We start from the raw sequence: 21,958 nt of genomic DNA, 5'->3' as shown, positions 1-21,958 counted from the left end.
ATCGTCAGCCCGGTGCGCCGGGCTTGGCACCTTCGGGCGTCAGCGCCCGCAGCATCTGCAGATCTTCCGCGGTCACCATGGCCGGATCGGACGCCGGGCTGGACGCGGCCGCCGGCGCGAGCGGCGACTTGGTCAATAGCTCGGGATGGAATTTGGCCATCTCCGCGCCATAGAGCGGCTTGTGCGCGCCCTGGTGACAGGTGGCGCAGTTGACCTTGGCCACGTCGCCCATCGGCCCCAGACGGGTCGCGGGGAAGGTCTGGGTCAGCGGCACGAGATATTCGACATTCAGCTGCCGCACCATGCGGATGCCATACCAGGCGGTGACGCGCGGCGGCGAGCTGTTCTCCCACGAGCCGAGCGAGCGGGTGTTATGGCACTGCGTGCAATTCACCCCCAGCGACTTGGACATGTGCATCATCAGCCCGTAGGTCCATTCCGCCTGCTTGATGGACGAGCGATTGCCCGCCGGCAGCGCCTGGGTTCCGGCGACCCGGATGTTGTCGCTCTCCAGCAGGAAGGGCGTGAACGGGTCGTAGGGCAGCGACGCCAGACCGACGCTCGGCGCCGGCATGTTCTGACCCGCCTTGTTGCCCGCGAAGGTGTTGGTACCCTTGGGCGTCAGCGGCTGGAACCAGACCTCTTTTGGCACCGGCTCCCCGCGGTGGCAGGTGTAGCAGGTGACCCCGACCTTGCCCACATGGCGCTGCCAGTCGGCATTGATGGCCTGCGTCATCTGCAGCATGCGCCGCGCGACCAGCTTGGGATAGAGAGAGTCGTCCGCGAAGTTCTGCACGTTGTGGCAGTGCACGCAGCCCTGCTTGGGCGCGACCCAGGCGGTCATCGCCGCCATCGTGCGGTTGAACTCACCGACGCTGAGATGCCCCAGCACCTTCACGTTCTGATAGATCTGCCCCGCCTTCGGCCCGTCCGGCGACGCAGCCTCCAGCGGCGCGGGCGCCTCGTTGTTCGGTGCCTGCTCGGCCAGGATGCGCGGGTTGTAGACCTGCTCCATGCCGGTGCCGCGATAGCCGCGCTGCACCGTCTCCACCGGCGGCCGTTCGCAGCCGGCCAGCAGGCCTAGGACCAGGGTGGACACCAGCATCAGCGCCCGCGCAGGGCCCCGCCGGAATGCGTGAGTCTGCGTCATGCTGCCTCCCCTGCCCGGCGCGCCGGGCTTTTGGTGACGGTCGGCGACATCACCATCGTGATGCCGTGCTGCAAGGCGACGGTGGCGCCGGTCTCGCACAGGGCCGACCACAGGCGGTGGCCCACCTGCTGGCGCCAGCGTGTCGGCGATCGGGCCCCGGCCTGGTCTTCGGCCTGCGCCGGTCGTGCAGCCAGCCGCGCGCCCCGGTCACCACGGCGATGCGCCGCACTCATGGCTGCACCCCCGGCACGATCAGCGACGGATCCGCGACCGGTGGGAACACCGCGGGATACATCGGCGCAATGCCATGCTTCAGGCCCCACAGGTACCAGTTGTCCACCACGGTGCCGGTCAGCAGGATGCCGATGCCGCCGGTCAGCGGGCACAGCACCGCAAACCACCAGGCCCAGCGGTGGATCGATTCCATCGTGGCATTGAAGCCCATGGTCCAGCGCCAGAACAGTGCTGCGCGCTCGCTGGCCGTGCCGCGGTCGGTGATCTGCTCGATCTCCCGCTCACCGCCGAAGCGGCTCACCGCCAGGATGGTGGCGCCGTGCATCGCAAACAGCAGCGTGCTGCCATACAGGAACACGATGCTGAGCATGTGGAACGGGTTGTAGAACAGGTTCCCATACCGCAGCGAAAACGCCGCCGTCCAGTCCAGATGCGGAAAGATCCCGAAGGGCACCGCCTCCCCGAAGCTGCCCATGAGCACCGGCCGGATGATCCCCAGCACCAGATAAAGCCAGATGGCCGCCGCGAAGGCCCAAGCCACATGTGTGCCCATGCCCAGCTTGCGGGCGCGGCGGTACATGCGCACCCACCACAGCAGGATCGAGGTGGTGAGGAACAGCCCCGCCAGCAGCCACCATCCGCCCTGGTTCAAGGGCGGCAGATGCAGCCCATAGCCGGGCGGCGGTGGCTCCAGCGCCAGCCACGGCAACTGCCGCACGAACTGCACCGGATCCCAGCCCACCGAGGCGAACATGTTCAGCCCGATGATCTCGATCGCGATGAAGCCGCAGATCAGCGAACACAGCCCCAGCCAGCCCAGGTAGATGGGCCCGATCTGGGCGTCCCCCAGCCGGCCCAGCCAGTGCACATGCGCGCTGCCCCCGACGCGCTGATAGTCGTCCCGCCCCAGCGGCACGCCGGGGTACGACGGCGCAGTCACCTGCACGCTGGTGAAGAGGTTCTGATATTCAGCCATGTCGGAACTCCTCGGTCGGCCGCGTTTCCCGCGCGGTCCGACCACAGAGGTCAAGGGGCCGGCAACGCCGGACGTAGGGACACCACATCACATCACTTCCAGACCGGCAGGTTGAGCCACCAGCTCCACCATTCCGGCCAGCCGCGGGTCCAGAACGGCCCGCTGATCACGATGCACACCGCGCTCCAGAAACCGGCCGACAGCGCCAGGAACAGGCCCAGCCGGTGAATGCCCAGCGTGCCGATGGAGTAGCCAATGGCGTCGCGGAAAAAGGTGTTCTCATGCTCGGCGGTCTTGACCACTTCGCCAGGCGCCGGATTGGTCGCCGACAGGATCAGGGCCCCGTGCAGACTCAGCGCGAAGGTGGTGGCGAAGAAGAAGCTCACCGCCAGCATGTGCGCCGGGTTGTAGTGGAAGTGCAGGTACTGGTAGCCGGTGTTGGACACCCAGTCCAGGTGGCTGATGATGCCGTAGGGGAAGCCATGCCCCCAGGCGCCCAGCAGCACCGGGCGGATCACCACCAGCGTCACATACGCAAAGATGGCCACCCCGAAAGCAAAGGGCACGTGATAGCCCATGCCGAGTTTTCGGCAGATCTCCACCTCTCGCAGCATCCAGGACACAAACGCCCCGATGGCGCAGACGGTGATGAGCTGCCACAGCCCGCCTTCCATCAGCGGCGCCATGCCCAGGCCGTATTTGAGGTCGGGGGGCGCAATGCTGATCCGCCAGAGGTTCCAGGTGCCGCCCTGGGACGCGCCCCAGACGATCAGCGCCGTGCCCACGAGGGTGAAGAACATCGTGGTGACACCAAAGAAGCCGACGTAGAACGGCCCCACCCAGAAGTCGAACAGATCGCCTCCCAGCAAGGTTCCGCCGCGGACGCGGTACTTCCTCTCGAAGTTCAGCATGGCCATGTTTGCCACCTCAGGTAGAGGGCCGCCCGCCAGACGCCGGGGCCCTGTGCAGTCGCAAAAGACGGTGCGAGGCGCTGCCCCGCACCGTCAGCAGCGCGGACGCGAGGACTACTTCTGCGCTGGCGCCGCTGCCGGCATCGCCGAGTTCTGAACCACCGGCTTGGTGTTCGGACCGTCGAGCCAGTTGTACTTGTTGGTGCTGAGCAGGATGAAGTGAATCACCAGCGCCAGGACGAACAAGAAGGCGAACAGCGCGACCAGCGCTCTGCGCGGGTCGAATAACAACCAGATCTTCCACATGCTTGGATCTCCTAATTGAGGTGGGACATGAAGGTATAGACCCCTGTCCGAACACCCTTGATCAGCGATTTCTCGCCCTCCGCCCCGGGCAACCACGTGCGCCAGTCCAGAAACAGCACCTGCGCGGCCAGCGCGATCAGGAGCACGAAGATGAAGCTCACGAGGAACACGCCCTCGTCGGTCCTGGTCTCCGGCAAGGCAGGACTGCCCGCTGGAAGGTTCGTGATCTGCGCCATGGCGGACCTCTCTTTCAGTGCGTACTCAGCCCGGGCTTACAGCCACGGACGCCACATCCACACCAGCACATGGGCCACCACGGCGATTGCCGTGAAGCCGATGAAGCTGGTCATGAAGATGCCGTGGAACTCCCGGGCTTCCGTTTCAGTCAGCCCGGATAACGAGCCTGATCTGTTTTCAGCCATATCGATCACTCCTCAGATGGGCCTCGCGACCCGCACCGCGCAGCTCCCGCGCGGCAGGGACTTCCAGGGCAACAGGCCCACGGCAAGCCTTGTGTTCATGCCACCGCTCCCAGCGCCGCGGCGGCCAGCTGCCGGGACTGGCGCTCCAGGTCCTCGACATCCACCGTGGCCGCCTGGCGCGCACGCGCAGCGGCCTCCGCCTCTTCCCGCAGCCGCTTGGCCGCGGAGATGCGCACCAGCAACGGCTGGGCCTCGAGCAGCTCTTCCAGCAGGGCGCGGGCGTCGTCACTCCACGGCAGCTCGGCCAGGGCGCGGGCGGGCGTGGGGTCGATGCGGTCCAGCTCAGTGCCCAGCGGCAGGATGTGGAACAGGGCGTCGAACAGCGCGTTGCAGAATTCCTGCACCAGGTAGGTCGCGCCGGCATACCCCATGAAGGGCGTGCCGGTGGCGCGTCGCACGATGGCGCCGGGGAAGGAAGCGGGAATGAACATCGGCTTCATCGGCCCTGCCGTGGCGGCCTCGGCGAGATACATGCGTTCGTTGAAACTGCCGTACAAGACCAGGGGCGGCTTCTGATTCACCAGCGCGCGCACCTGCGCGTTCTGTGTCTTCTCGCCCGGCTTGCGGGCCACGGCAAACTGGCAGGGCAGGCCCAGTTCGTCCTCCAGAAAATGCCGCACGCCGCGGGTGTAGGTCTCGCTGGCGACGATGGCGAAGCTGGCGGTGGCAAAGAAGTCCTGCGTCACCGACCGCCACAAGTCCCACAGCGGCTTGATGGTGGTGTGCTTCTCGCGTTCGATGAAGGGCTCCGGGTCCAGATGCAGCAGCCGACCGAGTTCACGGAGGAAGGCTGTGGTGCTGTGCAGGCCGATCGGCGCTTGCAGCCACGGACGGTCCAGGTGCTCGCACAGCAGCTGCCCGAATTCCCGGTAGAGGCAGACGTTCACATCCGCCTGCGCCAGCTGCGGCACATCGGCGAGATGGCTGCCCAGCGGGAAGCTCATGTTGATCTCGGCACCGATGCCTTCCACCAGGCGGCGGATCTCGTGGATGTCGCTGGCGCTGTTGAACTGGCCGTAGCAGGGGCCGATCAGGTTGACGCGCGGCTTCTCGCCAGCGGGCCGCTGCTCGAAGGGTGTGCGCGCGGGGACCTGACGTAAGCCGTATTCGGTCCAGAGCCAGAACATCGCGCGGTTGGCGCATTGCCACTGGTCTTCGTCAATGGTGCGCGGCAGGAACCGGGCGATGGTCGTGCCTTCGGGCGTGACGCCGCCGCCGATCATCTCGGCAATGGAGCCGGTCACCACCACGCTGGGCAGGTCCGGGTCCAGCGCGGCATGGGCACGGCGCATGCTGCCCTCGGTGCCTTCGCGGCCCAGCTGCTCTTCCGCCAGCCCGGTCACCACGATCGGCAGCTCATGCGGCGGCAAGGCGTCGGTGTAGTGCAGCACTGAGGTCACCGGCAGGTTCTCGCAGCCCACCGGCCCGTCGATGACCACCTGCAGGCCCTTGATGGCGGTGAAGACATACACGGCGCCCCAATAGCCGCCGGCCCGGTCGTGGTCGAGGACGAAGCTCACAGCATCTGCTCCGACTGGCGACGCTTCATCACCTTGATGACCTGACGCCGGGTGTCTTCCCGGAAACCCGGATGCAGCACCGGCGTGTCGGACCAGATGCCGGCATGGTCGCCGGTGCCGACGTCGCCGAAGAAGTCCCGCATGGCATCGAAGCGCGACTGGTTGGCGATGGCCGCATTGATCACCTGCGCGAGCGAACCCGCGCCCGCGGGGCCCATCAGCGGCCGCGCGGAAATCAGGTTGGTGAAGTACAGCGCCGGCAGTCCCCGCTCCTTGCAGGCCTGCACCAGCGGCGTGGTGCCGATGGCCAGTTGCGGACGGTAGCGACTCACGGCATTGAGGTCCTGCTGCAGCGACGCGCGGTATTGCACCTCGCAGCCATGCGCTTCCAGCCAGGCCCGGTCCGGTTCCGACCAGGGCGTGTGCGGACAGGCTGTGCCGACGTAGGGGACGGTCGCGCCGCTTTCGATCAGCAGCCGTGCCACCAGCAGCTCGGAGCCTTCATAACCGCTGACGGTGACGCGGGCCGTCGTCGGGCAGCGCGCCAGCGCGCCCTGGATGACGGGCACCACGGCAGCGACCGCCGCTTCCACCTGGGCGGTCGGCACTTCCGCGGCCTCGCCGATGGCGCGCAGCCATGCGGCGGTGCCTTCCGCGCCCACCGGGGCGGATCCCACCACCGGGCGCCCTGCCGCCTGAAGCTCCCGCACGCAGGCGGTGTAGAAAGGATGGGTGGCCGCCACCACACTGCAATCGAGTGCGGCATAGAGCTCACGCCACTCGCGCGTGGGCACCGTCGGCCCAACCTTCAAACCCAGCGGCGCCAGCAGACCGCCGATCACCATCGGATCGGCCGGGAACAATTCGCCGAGCAGACTCACCGTGCGGGCCTGATCCATGCCCTGCTCTTTCCATCCGCGCGGCGCCGACACCGGTCCGGCTTCCGCCTCGCTGCGGGCCCGCTGCAGCATGGCGCCGGCCAGCACATCCTTGGCTTCCGCATGCGTCGGCACGCCGAAGCCGGGCACATCGATGCCGATGATGCGCACGCCGTTGATCACCTTCGGCAGCAGTTGCAGCGGTACGCCGCTGGCGGTGGGCACGCAGAGATTGATGACCACCAGTGCGTCCAGCAGGGCCGGGTCGGCCTGGGCATGCACCGCTTCGCGGATGTCCTCGAAGAGCTTGCCGGTGACCAGGCTTTCGCTGTTGAACGGCACATAGCCCACGCTGCGCTTGGCGCCGTAGAAGTGCGAGGTGAAGGTCAGTCCGTAGACGCAGCAGGCCGAGCCGCTCAGGATGGTGGCGGTGCGCCGCATGCGCAGCCCCACGCGCAAGGATCCGAAGGCCGGGCACATGCTCTGGGGCTGGTCGTGCGGCCCGGTGCTCGCGGTCGGGTAGTCGGCCGCGTAGCGCGCCAGCGTCTCACGCGTGGCGGCGCTTTCGGCCTGGGCCCGTTCAACGGAGGCGTGACAGTGGCTCATGATGGCGGCGTGTGGGTGCGGGGTGTGGGCCTGGGGCGGTTTCAGGCGGCGTCGTAGATGACTTCCAGCGACGGCTTGCTGATCTCGCTGCGGCCGACCATGTCGAACAGCGTGGCCGGCTCCATCTGGAAGTCCCGGCCGGTGACCTCCGCGGAGAACAGCGCCAGCAGCTCATCCTGCGTCTGTGGACGGGGGCGCTGCGGCGGTGCATCTGCAACGTTCTGGGCCAACTCTGCAAAGAGCCCGCCCCATTCCCCATCCGGCTTGCCGATGATTTCGTAGCTGGCGCTCTTGCGGCGGATGTCCTCATGCGCCGGAATCGCGGCCAGCACCGGGATGCCGGCATTGCGGGCGAAGGCAGCGGCCTCGCCGGTGCCGTCGTCCTTGTTGATCACCATGCCGGCCACACCGACATTGCCACCCAGCTTGCGGAAGTACTCCACGGCACTGCAGACGTTGTTGGCCACGTAGAGGCTCTGCAGGTCGTTGCTGCCCACCACGATGACCTTCTGGCACATGTCCCGCGCTATCGGCAGGCCGAAGCCGCCGCAGACGACGTCGCCGAGGAAGTCGAGCAGCACGTAGTCGAAGCCCCAGTCGTGGAAGCCGAGCTTCTCCAGCGTCTCGAAGCCGTGGATGATGCCGCGCCCGCCGCAGCCGCGTCCCACCTCGGGACCGCCCAGCTCCATGGCGTAGACACCATCCCGCTTGAAGCAGACGTCGCCGATGGCCACGGCCTCACCGGCCAGCTTCTTGCGGCTGCTGGTCTCAATGATCGTGGGGCAGGCCTTGCCGCCAAAGAGCAGGCTGGTGGTGTCGCTCTTCGGATCACAGCCGATCAGCAGCACCTTCTTGCCCTGCTGGGCCATCATGTAGCTGAGGTTGGCCAGGGTGAAGCTCTTGCCGATGCCGCCCTTGCCGTAGATGGCAATGATCTGGGTCGTCTTGGTGACCGGCCCGGTGGCGGGTGCATCGGGCTCGGCCGACGCTTCCTCCCGCAGGGACTGCACATGCCGCTGGAAATGCACCGGGGCTTGCGCCGGAATGGTGGAGGTACTCATGCGGCGTCCTTCACGCAGGCACGAAGGCCCACGACAGCGGTGGAATCGTTCATGCGTGATGTCTCCAGTCCAGGACCATCTTGAGGCAGCCGGCATCGCCAAAGGCCTGCGCATACGCAGACCCGGCGCGCTCGGCCGGTTCGGTGTGGGTCAGCAGGCCGTCCAGCGACAGCCGGCCGGCATGCAGCAAGGCATTCACCGCCCACATGTCCGGCTTCTTCCATTCGGCGGCCACACGGATGCGGGCTTCGCGCATGAAGGCCGGTGCAAAGTTGAGGGACAGCGGCTGGGCGTAAAAACCGGCCAGCACCACTTCGCCGCCGAAGCCGAGCCGGCCGATCAGGCTGTCCAGCAGGCTGGCATCGCCGCTCACGTCGTAGATGGCGCGGTAATCGCGGCGCGGGTCGTCCTGCGGATGCAGCACCCGGTAGCCGGTGGCACCACCCTGGCGGACCGGATTGGTTTCCCAGACGGTGAAGTCTTCGATGCCGGCGGCCACATTCATGCGGGCCAGCAGGCGCCCCAGCACGCCGTGGCCGACGATCAGGTCGGGCGGGGTATGCGGCTGGCCCTGACCACCGCCGGCGACGCTGTGGTAGGCGGTGGCCGCCAGCGCCAGCAGGACGGCGCTTTCGCCGAGCTTCTCGTCGATCGGCACGATCTTGGCTTCCGGCACCACCAGGCGGGACGCTGAAGCACCGAAGAGTCCGCGCACTTCGCCGAAGCAGCGCGCACCCGGCACGAAGACCCGTTGTCCCACCCAGTGGGCACTGTCCGCGCCGACGGCCATCACGCGGCCGACCGCTTCATAGCCTGGCACCAGCGGATAGCCCATGCCCGGGAACATCGGCATGGTGCCGTCCCAGATCAGGCGCTCGGTGCCGGTGCTGATGCCGCTGAATTCCACATCCACCACCACGTCGCCTTGCTGCAGCGCAGGCAGCCGCAAAGGCATCAGGCTCAGACGCTGGGGCTGCTGGATGACCACGGCCTGGGTGTTCATGAGAACGCCCGGCGGGGGGTGGCAAGGAAGGTGTCCATGAAAGTCATCCTACGCTTACAACGCCAAACGTCAACCTGAATTTACACTTGGATCAGCGTGGGGTTCTCGCGAGGAGGGCGCTCGCCTGCAGCGGCAAGGCGGTGGGCAGCCGGCGGACGTTGATGAAGCCGGCGTCGGCGAGCAGTTCGCGCAGGCGCGCCTCGGAGCGGGGTTCACCCCGGCCCATGGCCAGCAGGTACATGCCGAAGTAGGCGTCCCCCATACGTTCGGCGCCCGGGGTGTCGGCGAACGGCTCCGCCAGCAGCAGCGTGCCGCCGGGAACCAGGGCCTGCCGGACGGCGCGAAGCAGTCGCAGGATTCGGGCATCGTCGTGGTCGTGCACCACCCGCAGCAAGGTGACGAGGTCAGCGCCGGGCGGCAGCGGATCCTGGAAGAAGTCGCCGCCTTCCGCGCTGCAGCGGGCGCTGAGGCCCGCCTGCTCGAATCGCTGACGGGCCAGCGCGGCCACGCCAGGCAGATCGAAGACCTGCACCTGCAGATGGGGTGCGACCTGCGCGGCGCGGCAGGCGAAAGCACCGGTGCCCCCGCCGACGTCCAACAGTCGGCGGTGATCCTGAAGTGAATACGCCTGCAGCACCTGATCCGCCACCAGCGGCTGAGACGCGGCCATGAGTTCTGAATACGCGAGCAACTGGACTGGAGCGAGCGCTTCGGGGCGGTCGGTGCCGGCGTAAGGCCAGTAGCGCGCCAGACCTTCGTGGGGGGCCTCCGGGCGCCTTGCGCCTGCGAAGTCCGGCGGCCTTGAGTTCCCTGCATACCCTGAGCGTTCCGGGTCGAGGGCCGCTTCCCCGCTCACCCGCGCCCGTCCGGGCGTGGCACTCTTACCGTCACCGTCATCGGCACCGGCACCGGCACTGGCGCACCGCAGCAGGTGCAGCGGCTGCGCCAGATCCCGATACAGCGCGGTGTGATGCTCCACCATGGCGGCCAGCCCCTCATCCCGGGCCAGTGGCGCGCCGAGCGGCCCCAGGCCATACCGGTCCTGCGGGCGGCGCTCCAGCAGTTGCAGGGCGACAGCCGCCCGCAGCAGCCGCTCCATCGACATCACCGGCAACTGGCAGCGCGCGGCCAGCGCGGCGCCGCTCTGCGGCCCCTCCGCCAGCAGCAGCTCAAACAGCCGCAGCTGCACGCAGGCGAGCAGCACCTGCGAATACACGAAGCCGGCGACCAGATCGAACACGCCTGCCGCCCGCCGCCGCGCGACCCAGCGGGTCAGCGGGAAGGTCTGCGCCCAACGCCGAAAGCGCGGGCTTGCCAGCAGCCGGTCGCGCCAACCCAGCGGCCCATCGGACCAGTGCGTTGGGGGCACCTGTATGTCGCTCGGCGGAGAGACCGATCCCATGGCCGTGCTCCGTCAGACGGTGGACGCCACGCGGGCACAGAGCTGCTGCGGAACCAACCGTTCGGCCTCCCGCCGGATGAGCTGGCGGAACTGGGACGCCCCAGGGCACACCGGCACGGTCAGCAGGGTCGCCTGCACCAGGCGCTGAAACTCCGCCATGGCGCCCTCCAGCCCCAATGCGCGGGCATAACTGGGCCGATCCAGGGCTTCATCCTGACCTCGAGGTTTGCCCAGCACTTCCGCGTCCAGCACGACATCGCGGATGTCGTCGGCCACCTGATAGGTCTGCCCCAGCCGCTCCCCGAGTGCGCGCCAGGGCTCGCCATCGGCACCCGCGGCCTGGGCACCCGCCATGGTGGCGGCCGCGAAGAGCGCTCCGGTCTTGGCCTGCTGATACTCCGCCAGGGACAACTGCGCCTCGCATTCCCAGGCCTGCCCCGCCACGATGCCCATGGGCATGCCCACGCCCTGGGTCACCGATCGCAGCAGCACTGGCAGCCGGGAGAGGTGCTGCCGCGCACAGCGTCCCAGCACATCAAATGCAGCGACGATCAGCGCATCGCCGGCCAGCACCGCCAGCCGCTCCCCAAATGCGTGATGCACCGACGGCCGCCCGCGCCGCGTCTGCGCATCGTCAAAGCAGGGCAGATCGTCATGCACGAGCGAGGCGCAATGCAGCAGTTCAATCGCCGCGGCCACACCATCGGTCAGCCCCGCATCGTCCTCCCCGCAGGCCTGGGCCACCGCCAGGGTCAGTTTGGGCCGGATGCGGGCGCCGCCGGGAAACACCGCATGCTGCATGGCCGCAGCCAGTTGCGGCGGATGGCCCGGCTGGAGAGCCGGGAGCAGGCTGGCCCGCAGGGCGCGTTCAATCCGGTCGTCATAGGGCATAGCGGCCTTTACTCCAGATGTCCGCATGTCAGTGCGGAATTACATTACATTCCGTCAATCAGAATAGACACAACCAGAAGTCGCGTCAATGAACCGTGTCCGTCCGCGTTCTTCGCTTCACCCGCCACGCGTGGTGGTGGTGGGCGCCGGCATGGGCGGAATGACGGCGGCTGCCCTGCTGGCGCGGCAGGGGATGGACGTACAACTGCTGGAGCGTGCGGGCGCGCCGGGCGGCAAGATGCAGCCGGTGGAACTGGGCGCCCTGCAGCTGGATGGCGGTCCCACCGTACTGACCATGCGGTGGGTGCTCGACGGGATCTTCGACCAGCTCGGCACCTCACTGGACCAGCACCTGCACCTGCGGCGCTGTGAGGTGCTGGCGCGGCACGCCTGGAGCGAGACGGAACGGCTGGACCTGCTGGCCGACCTGGCGCAGAGCGTCGATGCGATCGCCGCCTTCAGCGGGCCGGGGGAAGCAGCGCGCTACCGGGCGTTCTGCCAGCGGGCCGCGCAGGTGCATGACACGCTGGATCACAGCTTCATGCGCAGCAGCCGGCCGACGCCGCTCTCCTTGACCTGGCGGGTGCTTCGTCAACAGGGGCCCGCAGGGCTTCGACAACTGCTGCGCATCTCGCCCTTCACAACGCTGTGGGGCGAGCTGGGCCGGTACTTCCACGATCCCCGTCTCCGACAGCTTTTTGGCCGATATGCCACCTACTGCGGCAGCTCTCCCTTCGACGCGCCCGCCACGCTGATGCTGGTGGCCCATGTGGAGCGCGAGGCGGTCTGGCAGATCGAAGGCGGCATGGCGCGGCTGGCGGAGGTCATGGTGCAGTGCGGCCAGCAGCAGGGCGTGCGCCTGCGCTGCCACAGCGAGGTCCAGCGGCTGCTGGTGTCCGACGGCCGTGTCTGCGGCGTGCTCCTGACCGATGGCGAGGTGCTGCCCGCCGAAGCCGTGGTGTTCAACGGCGACGCACGCGCCCTGACCGACGGACTGCTGGGCCCCGATGTTCCCAGACCCCTGCGGCATGGCACCCCATCGTTGTCCGCGCTGACCTGGCATGCCGAAGCCGTCACCGGCGGGCTGGACCTGTCGCATCACAACGTGTTGTTTGGTCCGGCCGATGGCTATCGCGCCGAGTTCGACGCCATCGCCGCCGGGCGCCTGCCCGAGTCACCGACCGTCTATGTGTGCGCGCAGGACCGCAGCGGTCAGGCCCACCGGCTGCGTCCCGGCTTGCCGGGCGGCGCCAGGCGGGCCGAGCGGCTCATGTGTCTGGTCAATGCCCCAGCCGATGCCCATGGGCGCGGCCTCAGTGCCGAGGAGATCGAACGATGCGAAACACAGATGTGGGAACGACTGCGCCGGGCAGGCCTGCAGGTGACGCTGTCCGGGCCGCCGCTGCGGACCCGTCCGGAGGATTTCGCGCAGCGATTCCCGGCGAGCCAGGGCGCTCTGTACGGACCGGCCAGCCGGGGCTGGCAGGCGAGTTTCCGGGATCGGCCGGCCGGCCGAACGACGCTGCCAGGGTTGTTCCTGGCGGGGGGCTCGGTGCACCCGGGGCCTGGCGTGCCGATGGCGGCGCTGTCGGGCCAATTGGCTGCCGCGCAGCTGCTCGAGGACCTGGTTTCGACCTCGCGGTCCCGGCCGGTGGTTATGCCTGGTGGTATGTCGATGCGCTGAGCGATGTGCAGCCCGATGGCAGCGTGCAGGCACTGACGCTGATCGTCTTCATCGGCAGCGTGTTCTCGCCCTACTACGCCTGGGCCCGGCGGCGCCTGGGGGATGACGGTGCACCCGCGCAGGCGCATTGCGCGATCAATGTCTCGCTGTATCAGCGGGCGCCGGGCGACGGGGGATTCTCGCGACTGTGGACCATGACGGAGCGTGGGCAGGAAACCTTGGCGCGCGACGGCCTGCACCTGTCCATCGGGCCCAGCTCCTTGCAGTGGCTCCCCGACGGCAGCCTGCAGATTGATCTGGACGAATGGACGGTCCCGTTTCCGCAGCGGGTCCGGGGTCGCATCACCGTGCGGCCAGGCGCGATGCCGGGATGGGCCTTTGCGCTGGACCCGGGAGGGCTGCACCACTGGCAGCCGATCGCGCCGGCGTCCCGGGTTGAAGTGGATCTGGCGTCCCCGCGGCGGCGCTGGCAGGGAGAAGCCTACCTGGACGCCAATCATGGCAGCCGACCGCTGGCGCGTGACTTCCTCAGCTGGCAATGGCAACGCACCACGCGGCACGATGGCCGCACCACCCTCCTTTATGACGTGGTGCCGCGTTGCGGGGCGAGTGAAGCGCTCGCCCTGTCCATCGATACCGATGGGCGTTTGAGCGTCCAGCCGCCGCCGCCGCGCCAGCCGCTGCCCCGTAGCGGCTGGCGGGTGGAACGGCATACCCTGGGACTCGCGCCGCCGCAACTGCTGGCGACGCTGGAGAGCGGTCCCTTCTACTGCCGCTCGTTGCTGCGGGAGGGAGACAGCGGCGCCCTGGCCATGCATGAGAGCCTGTCCCTGCAGCGCTTTGATCAGCACTGGGTTCAGGCTTTGCTGCCATTTCGCATGCCGCGGCGTCGGGGAGGCAGTCTCGCCGTGCAGGCGGCCAGGAGCCGATGATGGCGCGGGTGTTTCTTCTGGGCGCCACCGGTACGCTGGGTCAGGCGACCGCTCGTGCCCTGCGACGTCACGGTCACACGGTGGTGGCCTTGGTGCGCCCGCATGCCGGGGTCGGCGGCCGTCTGGCAGCGACAGAGCTCGCCCAGCGACTGCCCGGTGTCGAGCTGCGCTTTGGCGATGTCACCGACGCCCGCTCACAACAACACGACGGCTGGCGCGGGGAGCGCTTCGATGTGCTGATGTCCTGCCTGGCTTCCCGCACCGGCATGCCGGCCGACGCGTGGGCGGTGGATCATGCGGCCCACCGGACCGCATTCGATGCGGCACGCGCGGCCGGCGTCCGCCAGGTGGTGCTGCTGTCCGCCCTGTGCCTGCAAAAGCCCCGCCTGCCGTTCCAGCACGCCAAGCTCGCGGCTGAAGCCGCCCTGCAGGCCTCGGGGATGGACTGGTCCATCGTGCGCCCCACGGCGTTCTTCAAGTCACTCTGCGGGCAGGTGGACCGGGTGCGTCGCGGTTTGCCTTTCCTCGTCTTCGGCGACGGCCGGCAGACCGCCTGCAAGCCCATCAGCGATGACGATCTGGCAGACTACCTGGCCGGCTGCATCGATGAACCGTCACGACTGAACCGCCTGTTGCCGATTGGCGGCCCCGGGCCTGCGCTCACTGCGAGGGATCAGGGCGAGCTGCTGTTCGCGGCGCTGGGGATCACGCCCCGATTTCGGGAGGTGCCGCTCGGGATGATGGATGCCATCGTCGGCGGGCTGTCGGTGTTGGGCCGGGTCTGGCCCGCCGCGGCGGCCAAGGCGGAGCTGGCCCGCATTGGTCGCTACTACGCCACCGAGTCCATGCTGGTGCTCGACCCCGTCAGCGAACGGTATGACGCGCTGCTCACGCCCTCCACAGGCCGTCAGACGCTCGGTGCGTTTTACGAAGCGCTGGCGCGGGGGGAGGCGCCGCTGCCGGAGCGTGGCGATCACTCGGTGTTCTGAGGTCCCTGCTCCTGTTCCTTCCTCTGCTTTTTCCCCTGTTCCTGCCCCTGCCGTTCCTGCCGTTCGTGCCGCTGCTTCCACCGCCACCAATCCCACCACTGCCAGCCCGCCCAGCCGAGGATCAGGCCGAACACCAGCACCAGTTCGATCAGGCCGTAGAAGCGGTCATCGATCATGACCCGCTGCGCAGGAACAGCCGCTGCACCGACGCCGCCCATTGCTGATGGGCCTCGCCCGCGCTGCTGTGCAGCTCACTCAGCGCCCCATGCAGCATCTTGCGGGTCAATCCGGCGGAGAGCGCTTCCATCACCGCCTCCACCTCCTGTCCACGGGCCAGCGCCTTGCGGGCCTTCTGCAGCTCGGCCTGGCGCCAGGTCTCGGTCTGCGTCTGCAGCGCCTGGATCAGCGGTACGGCGGACCGCTGCTGCAGCCATTGGGCGAAGCTGTCCACCCCGGCGCTGACGATGGCTTCTGCCTCGCCCACCGCCGCCTGACGTCGTGCGCCGTTGACCTGCACCTGATGCGCCAGGTCGTCCACCGAGTAGAGGTAGACGTCGTCCACCTGTCCGACCTCAGGCTCGATGTCGCGCGGCACGGCAAGGTCCAGCATCAGCATCGGATGACGCTTGCGTCGCTTGAGGGCCCGCTCCACGGCGCCCAAACCGATCAGGGGCAGGCTGCTGGCGGTGCAGCTGATGACGATGTCGAAGTCCGCCAATCGGTCCGGCACCTCGGACAGCGGCAGCTGCGCCGCACCCAGCCGCCGCGCGAGTGCTTCGGCCCGCTCCGGGCTGCGATTGGCGACCGTCATCTGCAGCGGCTTCTGCGCCGCGAAGTGCGTCGCCACCAGTTCGATCATTTCTCCGGCACCGATGAACAGCACCCGGCGCCGTGGCAGGTCGTCGAACAGCTGCTGGGCCAACCGCACAGCGGCGGCCGCCAGGCTCACCGCATGGCTGCCGATCTCGGTCCTGCTGCGCACCTCCTTGGCCACCGCGAAGCTGCGCTGGAACATCTGATGCAGCGTGGTGCCGAGCGCGCCGGCACTGTCAGCCTCCCGCACGGCTGTTTTCATCTGGCCCAGGATCTGCGGCTCGCCCAGCACCATCGAGTCCAGGCCCGCTGCGACCCGGAACGCATGCCGCGCTGCCTCCGCGCCTTCGCGAAAGTAGCTGTGCTGCCGCAGCTCGCCGGGCGGCGTCCCGCCGCGCTCGGCCAGCCACGCCATCGCTGGTTCGGCCAGCGCCAGCGCGTGCCTGGGACATGCGCTCGCCGGCAGGCCGACGTACACCTCGGTGCGATTGCAGGTGGACAGGATGGCCACCTCCGGCCGGGCTTGCGAAAGATGGTCTCGCAAGCCTTGAATGCTGCGGCCAAGCGCTTCGGTCGGGATGGCGAAACGACCCCGCAGATCCAGCGGCGCGCTGCCGTGGTTGAGTCCGAGCGCGAGAACGGTCATGCTGCACTCCTGCGCCAGACCTCATCCTGTACGCGGCGATGGTGCCGGTCCTCCTGCTCCAGCCGCGTGAACAGCTCGATGACGGCTTCCGCTCGTGCCGGCTGCGCGGGCGTGGTCATCGGGCCCATGCCCAGGACGGCGTCCAGCAGAGGCACGCAGGCTCGCAGCGGGGCCTCATGCAACAAGCGTCCCGAAGGACGCAGGCTCAGCGCCGCACGTCCCAGCAGGCGCAGCTTCCGGCGCCCCGGTACGACGGCCCGCCGGTTGACGGCATCGCAGCCCGCCGCCTCCACCTCCCGCCCGACCGCCTGATAGAACAGTCGCGCCGCATTGATGCCGGGGCGGCAGCCCAGCGGCAGGCAGTGGATGCCGGCCGCAGCCCGGGCATACAGCGGGTCCGCGGCACTCACCAGCCGCTGCACCACGGAGGCCAGTGCCGGGCTGTGATGCGGATTCGCTCGCCAGTCCTTCGGCGACAGGCCCGCGGCGCGCATCCACTGCTGCGGCAGATACAGCCGCCCCATGCGCGCATCCTCGCCCACATCGCGGGCAATGTTGGAGAGCTGCATCGCCACGCCCAGGTCGCAGGCCCTGGCCAGCGCGGAGGCATCGCGGGCGCCCATCAGCAGGCTCATCATCGCGCCGACGCTGCCCGCCACGCGGGCGGCGTAGTCCAGCAGATCTTCCAGCGTCTCGTAGTCCCGGCCTTCCACATCCCAGGCCAGGCCCTCCAGCAGCAGATCGAGCAGACGCCGCGGGATCCCGTAGCGCGTCACCACTGCGGTCAGCGCCCGGTCGGCAGCGACCGGCTGCGGCCGGCCGGCAAACACCTGGTCCAGCCGCCGATGCAACTGCTTCAGGGACAGCAGCCGTCCGCCCTCCACATCCACCGTGTCATCTGCCAGCCGGCAGAAGCCATACAGCACCGTCGCCGGCGCCCGCACCGAGGGCGGCAGCAGCAGCGAGGCCGCATGGAAGGTCTTGGAATGGAAGGCAAGACTGGCGCGGCAGACGGCCAGGTCGGCCTCCTGCAGTTCATGCGGGTCGGACATGGGGCAGGCCCTCCTGGATCGGATCGGAAATGCGCCGCGGCAGGTCGCGACCATGCGGCACGATGGCATCGAGCACCCGTGCGGACGACAGCACGCCCGGCAGCCCGGCGCCCGGATGGGTCCCGGCACCGACGAGGTAGAGCCGGTCCACCTCCTCGCTGCGGTTGTGCGGCCGGAACCAGGCGCTCTGGGTGAGCACCGGCTCCAGTGAGAAGGCCGCGCCTTTGTAGGCGCTGAGCCGGTCCTCGAAGCCTTGCGGTGTGAGCATCAGCGAGCTGACGACTTCCTGCTTCAAGCCAGGGAGCAGGGTCTCCGAAAGACGCTGCTCGATCGCGGCGCGGTACGGCTCGGCCCGCGCCTGCCAGTCCACGCCCGCCTCCAGATGCGGCACCGGAGACAGCACATAGAAGGTGTCGCAACCCGGCGGCGCCAGGCTCGGGTCCGTGGCGGTGGGACGGTGCAGGTAGAGGCTGAAGTCGTCGGCCAGATGCTTGCGGGTGAAGATGTCGTCCAGCAGGCCGCGATAGCGAGGCCCCAGCGAGATGGTGTGATGCGCCACGTCGGGATACTGGCGGCGCGTGCCGAAGTACCAGACGAACAGGCTCATGGAATACCGCGCCCGCTCGATGCGTCGGTCCGTCCAGCGGCGGCGGTGCTCGGCGGGCAGCAGGTGGCGGTAGGTCCACGCGGCATCGGCGTTGGAGACCACCACATCGGCCATCAGCCGCTCGCCGGACGCCAGCCGGACGCCGCAGGCCGCACCGCGGTCCACCAGAATCTCCTGCACCGATTGGTTGCACCGCACCCGGCCGCCCTGGCCCTGGATCAGATCCACCAGACCGCGCACCAGCGCGCCCGTGCCGCCCATGGCGAAGTGCACACCGAAGCGCCGCTCCAGGAACGCAATGAGACAGTAGACCGAGGTGGTCGAGAACGGATTGCCGCCCACCAGCAGGGACTGGAAGGTCAGCACCACCCGCAGCTTCTCATCCTTGACATGCTTGCAGGCGAGGCCCCAGACGGTGCGGTAGCCCTCCAGCTTCAGCAGGTCGGGCAGTACGCGGGCCATGTCGGTCCAGCGTTCGAAGGACACATGCCCCAGCTGCTCGAAACCGACCCGGTAGATGGCTTCGCTGGCCTGGAGGAAGCGTTCGTAGCCATCGACGTCCGCCGGCGCGAGGCGGGCGACCTCGCGTCGCATGGCGTCGGCGTCGCCGCTGTAGTCGAAGGTCGTGCCATCATGGAAGCGGACCCGGTAAAACGGCGAGACGGGTCGAAGGTCGACGTCGTCGCACAGGCGCCGTCCGCACAGGGCCCACAGTTCCTCGAACAGGAAAGGCGCGGTGATGACGGTGGGGCCGGCATCGAAGGTGAAGCCGTCCTGGCGGTGCACGTAGCCCCGTCCGCCCGGCGCATCCAGCTGCTCCAGCACGGTGACTCGATATCCGCGGGCGCCCAGCCGCACCGCCGCAGCCAGACCACCGAAGCCGCTGCCGATGATCACGGCATGCGGGACGGTCGGGTCACCGGCTGCGGAGGCCTGGCTTGGTGTCAACATGCATTTATCTTATGCTTGTCCACTTTGGTTGACAACCGACATGACACCCGAGTTTGCCCCCCCTGACACCGTGCAGGCTGCCGGCCTGCGATGGCGGGTGCAACGCGTGGGTTCCCCGGTGACCCACCCCGCCCCTGCGCCCGTGCTCCTCCTGCTGCACGGCACGGGATCGTCCCTCGGCTCCTGGCGGGCCTGCGTCGAGCGGTTGGCTCCGCATTTCCGGTTGGTCGTGCCGGACCTCCCGGGCCATGGCGGGACCAGCGCCTTTGCCGATCGGTGTGCGAGCCTGCCGCGGATGGCGCAGGCCATCGCGACCCTGCTCCGCACGCTGGAGGAGGCGCCGGCGCTGGTCGCCGGCCACTCGGCTGGCGCCGCCGTGGCGGTGCAGCTGGCGCTGGACGGCCAGGTGCCCTCCCTGCGCGGTGTACTGGCGGTCAACGGCGCACTGGAGCCGCTGCCGGGGCTGATGGGTCTTGTTGCACCGACGGCAGCGCGGCTGGCGTCCCGCAGTTCGCTCCTGCCGGACTGGGTCACACGCCATGCGTCGCAACCCCGGGCGCTGCGGAACCTGATCCACTCCACCGGCTCCCGCCTGGATGCCTCCGGTGTGGCGCACTACCGCGACCTGCTGAGCCAGCCGGACCATGTGCGCGGCGTGCTGGACATGCTGGCGAATTGGCGGCTGGAGTCCTTGCGGGCCAGGCTGCCGTCGCTGCAGCTGCCGTTGTGGCTCGCTGCCGGGTTGTGCGACCGGACGACCGCGCCGGTCCGTTCCCTGGAACTGGCCCGTTGGATGAAGCGGGCACGGTTCATTCCCATGAGCGGTCTGGGGCACCTGGCACATGAGGAAGCGCCGGAGCAGATCGCCGCCCTGCTGCTGGAGATGCGCGATCAGCTTTTGGGCGACACAGCGGCGGACACGGCCGCATAGACTTGTGCGGCCTGGCCATGCGGCAGCGGCACATAGCGGGCGCCCATCGCCTGCGCCAGCAGCATGCCGGCGGGCAGCGGCCTGGAGGCGGTGTCGATCAGCAAGCTTTGGAGCCCCTCGAGGCGCAGCCGGCGCGCGCTGAGAAGCGCATCCTGCGCCGCCCGCTCCCGACCCGGACTGCCGTCCAGGGCGACATTGGCTCGCGCATCCGTCAAGAAGACCAGCACCGCGCGGCCCCCTTCCCGCGTCTGCACCTGACGTCCCAGCAACCAGGCCGCTTCGATGCCAGCGGCCAACGGTGTGCCGCCGCCGCCCGGCAGGCTGGCCAGTGCGCGGCGAGCGCGGGCGAGCGAGCGTGTCGGTGACAGCAGCAGCTCGGCGGTCTCACCGCGGAAGGCGAGCAAGGCCACACGATCACGGCGGACGTAGCAGTCGGCCAGCAGCAGCTCTACGGCGCCCTTGGCTTCCGCGAGACGGTTCAGCGCCTGCGAGCCGGAGGCGTCCACCACAAACAGCGTGGTGGTTTCCTGGGGCCGGCGGTAGCGCCTGAGATGGACGTCTTCACGCCGCAGCAGCAGGCGGGTGGCTGCGGGGGGCAGGCCCTGCTGGTCACGCTCCTGAAGGCGCAGACGCTGCCATGGGACGGCGGCGCGCAGGGTGGCGAGCAGGTCCAGACGGCGCCCGTCTGTGAGCGGACCGCGCCGGGAGGCCAGGGGGCGACCGCTGGTGTGGATGCGCTTGGGTGCGGCGCCGCGGCCGGTGTTGCGGCCACCGGTGTGGGGGGAGCGGCCGGATGGGTGTGTCGCGCCGGCAAGGCTTTGCAGCAGGCCCAGGGGAATCGCGGCCTTGGCGGCTGCGAGCGTTCGAGATTGGAGTTCTGCAGCGACAGCGATGGTGAGGGGGGCAGCGTCCGTGTCCGATGGGCTGTCGGTGGCGGACTGCGTATCCCGCTGCTGCGGAGGCGAGTGGAGGTCGGCCGTGCCATCGCCGTTCTCTTCACAGCGCCCGTCTTGGCTGGGACCGTCTGGGCTGCGACCGTCTCGATGGGCGTCACCCGCGTTGTCTGCCGAGTCGGCGTTCGACGCCGCTGAATCGCCGTTCGCCTCCTCCCCGTCGGGGGTGGAAGGGATCGCCCGAGCGCGAGGTGCCAGCACCAGCCGGGCTGCGAGCTCCGCATCCTCCTGGGCCACATGATCCCGCCCCGCGAGGGCGGCGGCAGCCCGGGCCACCGCCCATGCCTGCCAGACCGTCCGCATTGAGTCCAGGCCCAGCGCAGCCGCTGTGGCGCACAAAGCGCCCACGGCATCGTTGTCGAAGGGGATATGGCCAAGGCGCTTGCGCGCCGCTGCGATGTCCTCTGCGACGTCTGACCTTCGAGCGTCGATGGAAGCTTCACAGGCCGCGATTTCACCGGAGAGGGTCACCATCAACCCCAGTCGCTCCCGCAACGACGATGGAAGCACCTCATCGTCCGACTGGCCCTCATCGAGCGCGACGAGCGCCAGGCTGCGCCCCGTCGAGCGACTGCAGCCGCCGTTGTGCTCGTCCCCATCGGCCGGCCCGACAGCCTTCACTGCCGTGTCGCCTCCTGCGTCCATCGCCAGGGCCAGGCGCGCGGCCACCCCGGTCTCCAGACGCTCGGCCATCGGCACCACCAGCACACCGCCGGCTGTCTCCGCCAGCAGACCTGCCGTCCGCACCGGTCGTCCTGCGGCCAGACTCAGTCCCAGGTCCACGCCGCCGGACAAGCGCTGCTCATCCACATTCACCGGCAATCGCCGCCAGGGCATCCCGGCCGGCAGCAGCGCCTGAAGTGCCCGCAACACGGCGTCGCGTTCAGGCCCAGCCCAGCCTCGCAGGATCAACCCGCCCACGCCAGCGGGGTCGACAGCCAATACGCGAATGGCCTGCCACACGGCCGGCCGGAGGCGTG

At 68.9% G+C, this 21,958-nt stretch carries 22 protein-coding genes; 4 read left to right on the top strand and 18 right to left on the bottom strand.

The features are described 5' to 3' along the window. Positions 1–4: 4 nt before the first annotated feature. The 13 genes from pufC to FHS28_RS15775 form a co-directional block, all read right to left on the bottom strand. Complete coding sequence (gene pufC / locus FHS28_RS15835; RefSeq protein WP_088452163.1) at positions 5–1,150, bottom strand: photosynthetic reaction center cytochrome PufC; 1,146 nt, start codon at positions 1,148–1,150, stop codon at positions 5–7. Further along, a complete protein-coding gene (locus FHS28_RS15830; RefSeq protein WP_088452161.1) occupies positions 1,147–1,383 on the bottom strand; it encodes a hypothetical protein in 237 nt (78 codons plus the stop codon). The genes pufC and FHS28_RS15830 overlap by 4 nt, the downstream gene beginning before the upstream one ends. Next, a complete protein-coding gene (pufM, locus tag FHS28_RS15825; RefSeq protein ID WP_088452159.1) occupies positions 1,380–2,360 on the bottom strand; it encodes a photosynthetic reaction center subunit M in 981 nt (326 codons plus the stop codon). Before pufM ends, FHS28_RS15830 begins: the two co-directional genes overlap by 4 nt. A 92-nt stretch (positions 2,361–2,452) precedes the next feature. Further along, entirely contained in the window at positions 2,453–3,277 is an 825-nt protein-coding gene (gene pufL / locus FHS28_RS15820) for a photosynthetic reaction center subunit L (RefSeq protein ID WP_088452157.1), read from the bottom strand. A 108-nt stretch (positions 3,278–3,385) separates the two neighbouring features. After that, positions 3,386–3,577: a light-harvesting antenna LH1, alpha subunit gene (gene pufA, locus FHS28_RS15815; protein ID WP_088452155.1), complete on the bottom strand. Its 192-nt coding sequence runs from the start codon at positions 3,575–3,577 to the stop codon at positions 3,386–3,388. Between the two features lie 11 nt (positions 3,578–3,588). Then, on the bottom strand, positions 3,589–3,813 hold the full coding sequence (locus tag FHS28_RS15810; protein ID WP_088452153.1) for a hypothetical protein: 225 nt from the start codon (positions 3,811–3,813) through the stop codon (positions 3,589–3,591). Between the two features lie 36 nt (positions 3,814–3,849). Then, the gene (gene pufB, locus FHS28_RS15805; protein ID WP_088452151.1) at positions 3,850–3,999 is read right to left on the bottom strand and encodes a light-harvesting antenna LH1, beta subunit; all 150 of its coding nucleotides are present in this window, start codon (positions 3,997–3,999) and stop codon (positions 3,850–3,852) included. 95 nt (positions 4,000–4,094) lie between these two features. Then, on the bottom strand, positions 4,095–5,579 hold the full coding sequence (gene bchZ, locus FHS28_RS15800; RefSeq protein ID WP_088452149.1) for a chlorophyllide a reductase subunit Z: 1,485 nt from the start codon (positions 5,577–5,579) through the stop codon (positions 4,095–4,097). Next, on the bottom strand, positions 5,576–7,063 hold the full coding sequence (bchY, locus tag FHS28_RS15795; RefSeq protein ID WP_088452147.1) for a chlorophyllide a reductase subunit Y: 1,488 nt from the start codon (positions 7,061–7,063) through the stop codon (positions 5,576–5,578). Before bchY ends, bchZ begins: the two co-directional genes overlap by 4 nt. Positions 7,064–7,104: 41 nt before the next feature. Continuing rightward, a complete protein-coding gene (locus FHS28_RS15790; RefSeq protein WP_088452145.1) occupies positions 7,105–8,124 on the bottom strand; it encodes a chlorophyllide a reductase iron protein subunit X in 1,020 nt (339 codons plus the stop codon). A gap of 49 nt (positions 8,125–8,173) precedes the next feature. Beyond that, complete coding sequence (bchC, locus tag FHS28_RS15785) at positions 8,174–9,127, bottom strand: chlorophyll synthesis pathway protein BchC (RefSeq protein ID WP_088452143.1); 954 nt, start codon at positions 9,125–9,127, stop codon at positions 8,174–8,176. 91 nt (positions 9,128–9,218) lie between these two features. Then, positions 9,219–10,529, bottom strand: coding sequence for a methyltransferase (locus FHS28_RS15780; RefSeq protein WP_221193998.1), 1,311 nt, complete (start codon positions 10,527–10,529; stop codon positions 9,219–9,221). Positions 10,530–10,541: 12 nt separating this feature from the next. Next, positions 10,542–11,420 carry a polyprenyl synthetase family protein gene (locus FHS28_RS15775; protein WP_088452141.1) on the bottom strand — a complete coding sequence of 293 codons (879 nt, stop codon included), beginning with the start codon at positions 11,418–11,420 and terminating at the stop codon, positions 10,542–10,544. An 88-nt stretch (positions 11,421–11,508) separates the two neighbouring features. Here FHS28_RS15775 and crtD point away from each other — a divergent pair, with 88 nt between their 5' ends. Genes crtD through FHS28_RS15760 form a run of 3 tightly spaced genes read left to right on the top strand, consistent with a single transcriptional unit; the run spans position 11,509 to position 15,025 of the window. Further along, positions 11,509–13,104, top strand: a complete 1,596-nt coding sequence (gene crtD / locus FHS28_RS15770) for a 1-hydroxycarotenoid 3,4-desaturase CrtD (RefSeq protein ID WP_088452139.1) — start codon at positions 11,509–11,511, stop codon at positions 13,102–13,104. A 23-nt stretch (positions 13,105–13,127) separates the two neighbouring features. Then, positions 13,128–14,036, top strand: a complete 909-nt coding sequence (locus tag FHS28_RS15765; protein ID WP_221193996.1) for a carotenoid 1,2-hydratase family protein — start codon at positions 13,128–13,130, stop codon at positions 14,034–14,036. Further along, positions 14,036–15,025, top strand: coding sequence for an NAD(P)H-binding protein (locus FHS28_RS15760; protein WP_246410164.1), 990 nt, complete (start codon positions 14,036–14,038; stop codon positions 15,023–15,025). Before FHS28_RS15765 ends, FHS28_RS15760 begins: the two co-directional genes overlap by 1 nt. Here FHS28_RS15760 and FHS28_RS15755 read toward each other — a convergent pair. Genes FHS28_RS15755 through FHS28_RS15740 form a run of 4 tightly spaced genes read right to left on the bottom strand, consistent with a single transcriptional unit; the run spans position 15,010 to position 19,094 of the window. Next, positions 15,010–15,201 carry a hypothetical protein gene (locus tag FHS28_RS15755; RefSeq protein WP_088452135.1) on the bottom strand — a complete coding sequence of 64 codons (192 nt, stop codon included), beginning with the start codon at positions 15,199–15,201 and terminating at the stop codon, positions 15,010–15,012. The genes FHS28_RS15760 and FHS28_RS15755 overlap by 16 nt on opposite strands. Beyond that, on the bottom strand, positions 15,198–16,484 hold the full coding sequence (hemA, locus tag FHS28_RS15750; RefSeq protein ID WP_088452133.1) for a glutamyl-tRNA reductase: 1,287 nt from the start codon (positions 16,482–16,484) through the stop codon (positions 15,198–15,200). The genes FHS28_RS15755 and hemA overlap by 4 nt, the downstream gene beginning before the upstream one ends. Further along, positions 16,481–17,536, bottom strand: coding sequence for a phytoene/squalene synthase family protein (locus tag FHS28_RS15745; protein WP_088452131.1), 1,056 nt, complete (start codon positions 17,534–17,536; stop codon positions 16,481–16,483). The genes hemA and FHS28_RS15745 overlap by 4 nt, the downstream gene beginning before the upstream one ends. Continuing rightward, on the bottom strand, positions 17,520–19,094 hold the full coding sequence (locus FHS28_RS15740; RefSeq protein WP_088452129.1) for a phytoene desaturase: 1,575 nt from the start codon (positions 19,092–19,094) through the stop codon (positions 17,520–17,522). Before FHS28_RS15740 ends, FHS28_RS15745 begins: the two co-directional genes overlap by 17 nt. Before the next feature lie 40 nt (positions 19,095–19,134). On the opposite strand from FHS28_RS15740, the gene bchO reads away from it, so the two are divergent. After that, positions 19,135–20,025, top strand: a complete 891-nt coding sequence (gene bchO / locus FHS28_RS15735) for an alpha/beta fold hydrolase BchO (RefSeq protein WP_184294987.1) — start codon at positions 19,135–19,137, stop codon at positions 20,023–20,025. Here bchO and FHS28_RS15730 read toward each other — a convergent pair. Beyond that, a complete protein-coding gene (locus tag FHS28_RS15730) occupies positions 19,986–21,899 on the bottom strand; it encodes a magnesium chelatase subunit D (RefSeq protein ID WP_310736799.1) in 1,914 nt (637 codons plus the stop codon). The genes bchO and FHS28_RS15730 overlap by 40 nt on opposite strands. Between the last annotated feature and the right edge of the window lie 59 nt (positions 21,900–21,958).

Source organism: Roseateles terrae, from assembly GCF_014192155.1.
GTDB classification, from domain to species: Bacteria; Pseudomonadota; Gammaproteobacteria; order Burkholderiales; family Burkholderiaceae_C; genus Roseateles; species Roseateles terrae.
The sequence above is the reverse complement of the archived record's forward strand: the minus strand, read 5'-3'. Positions and strand labels throughout refer to the sequence as shown.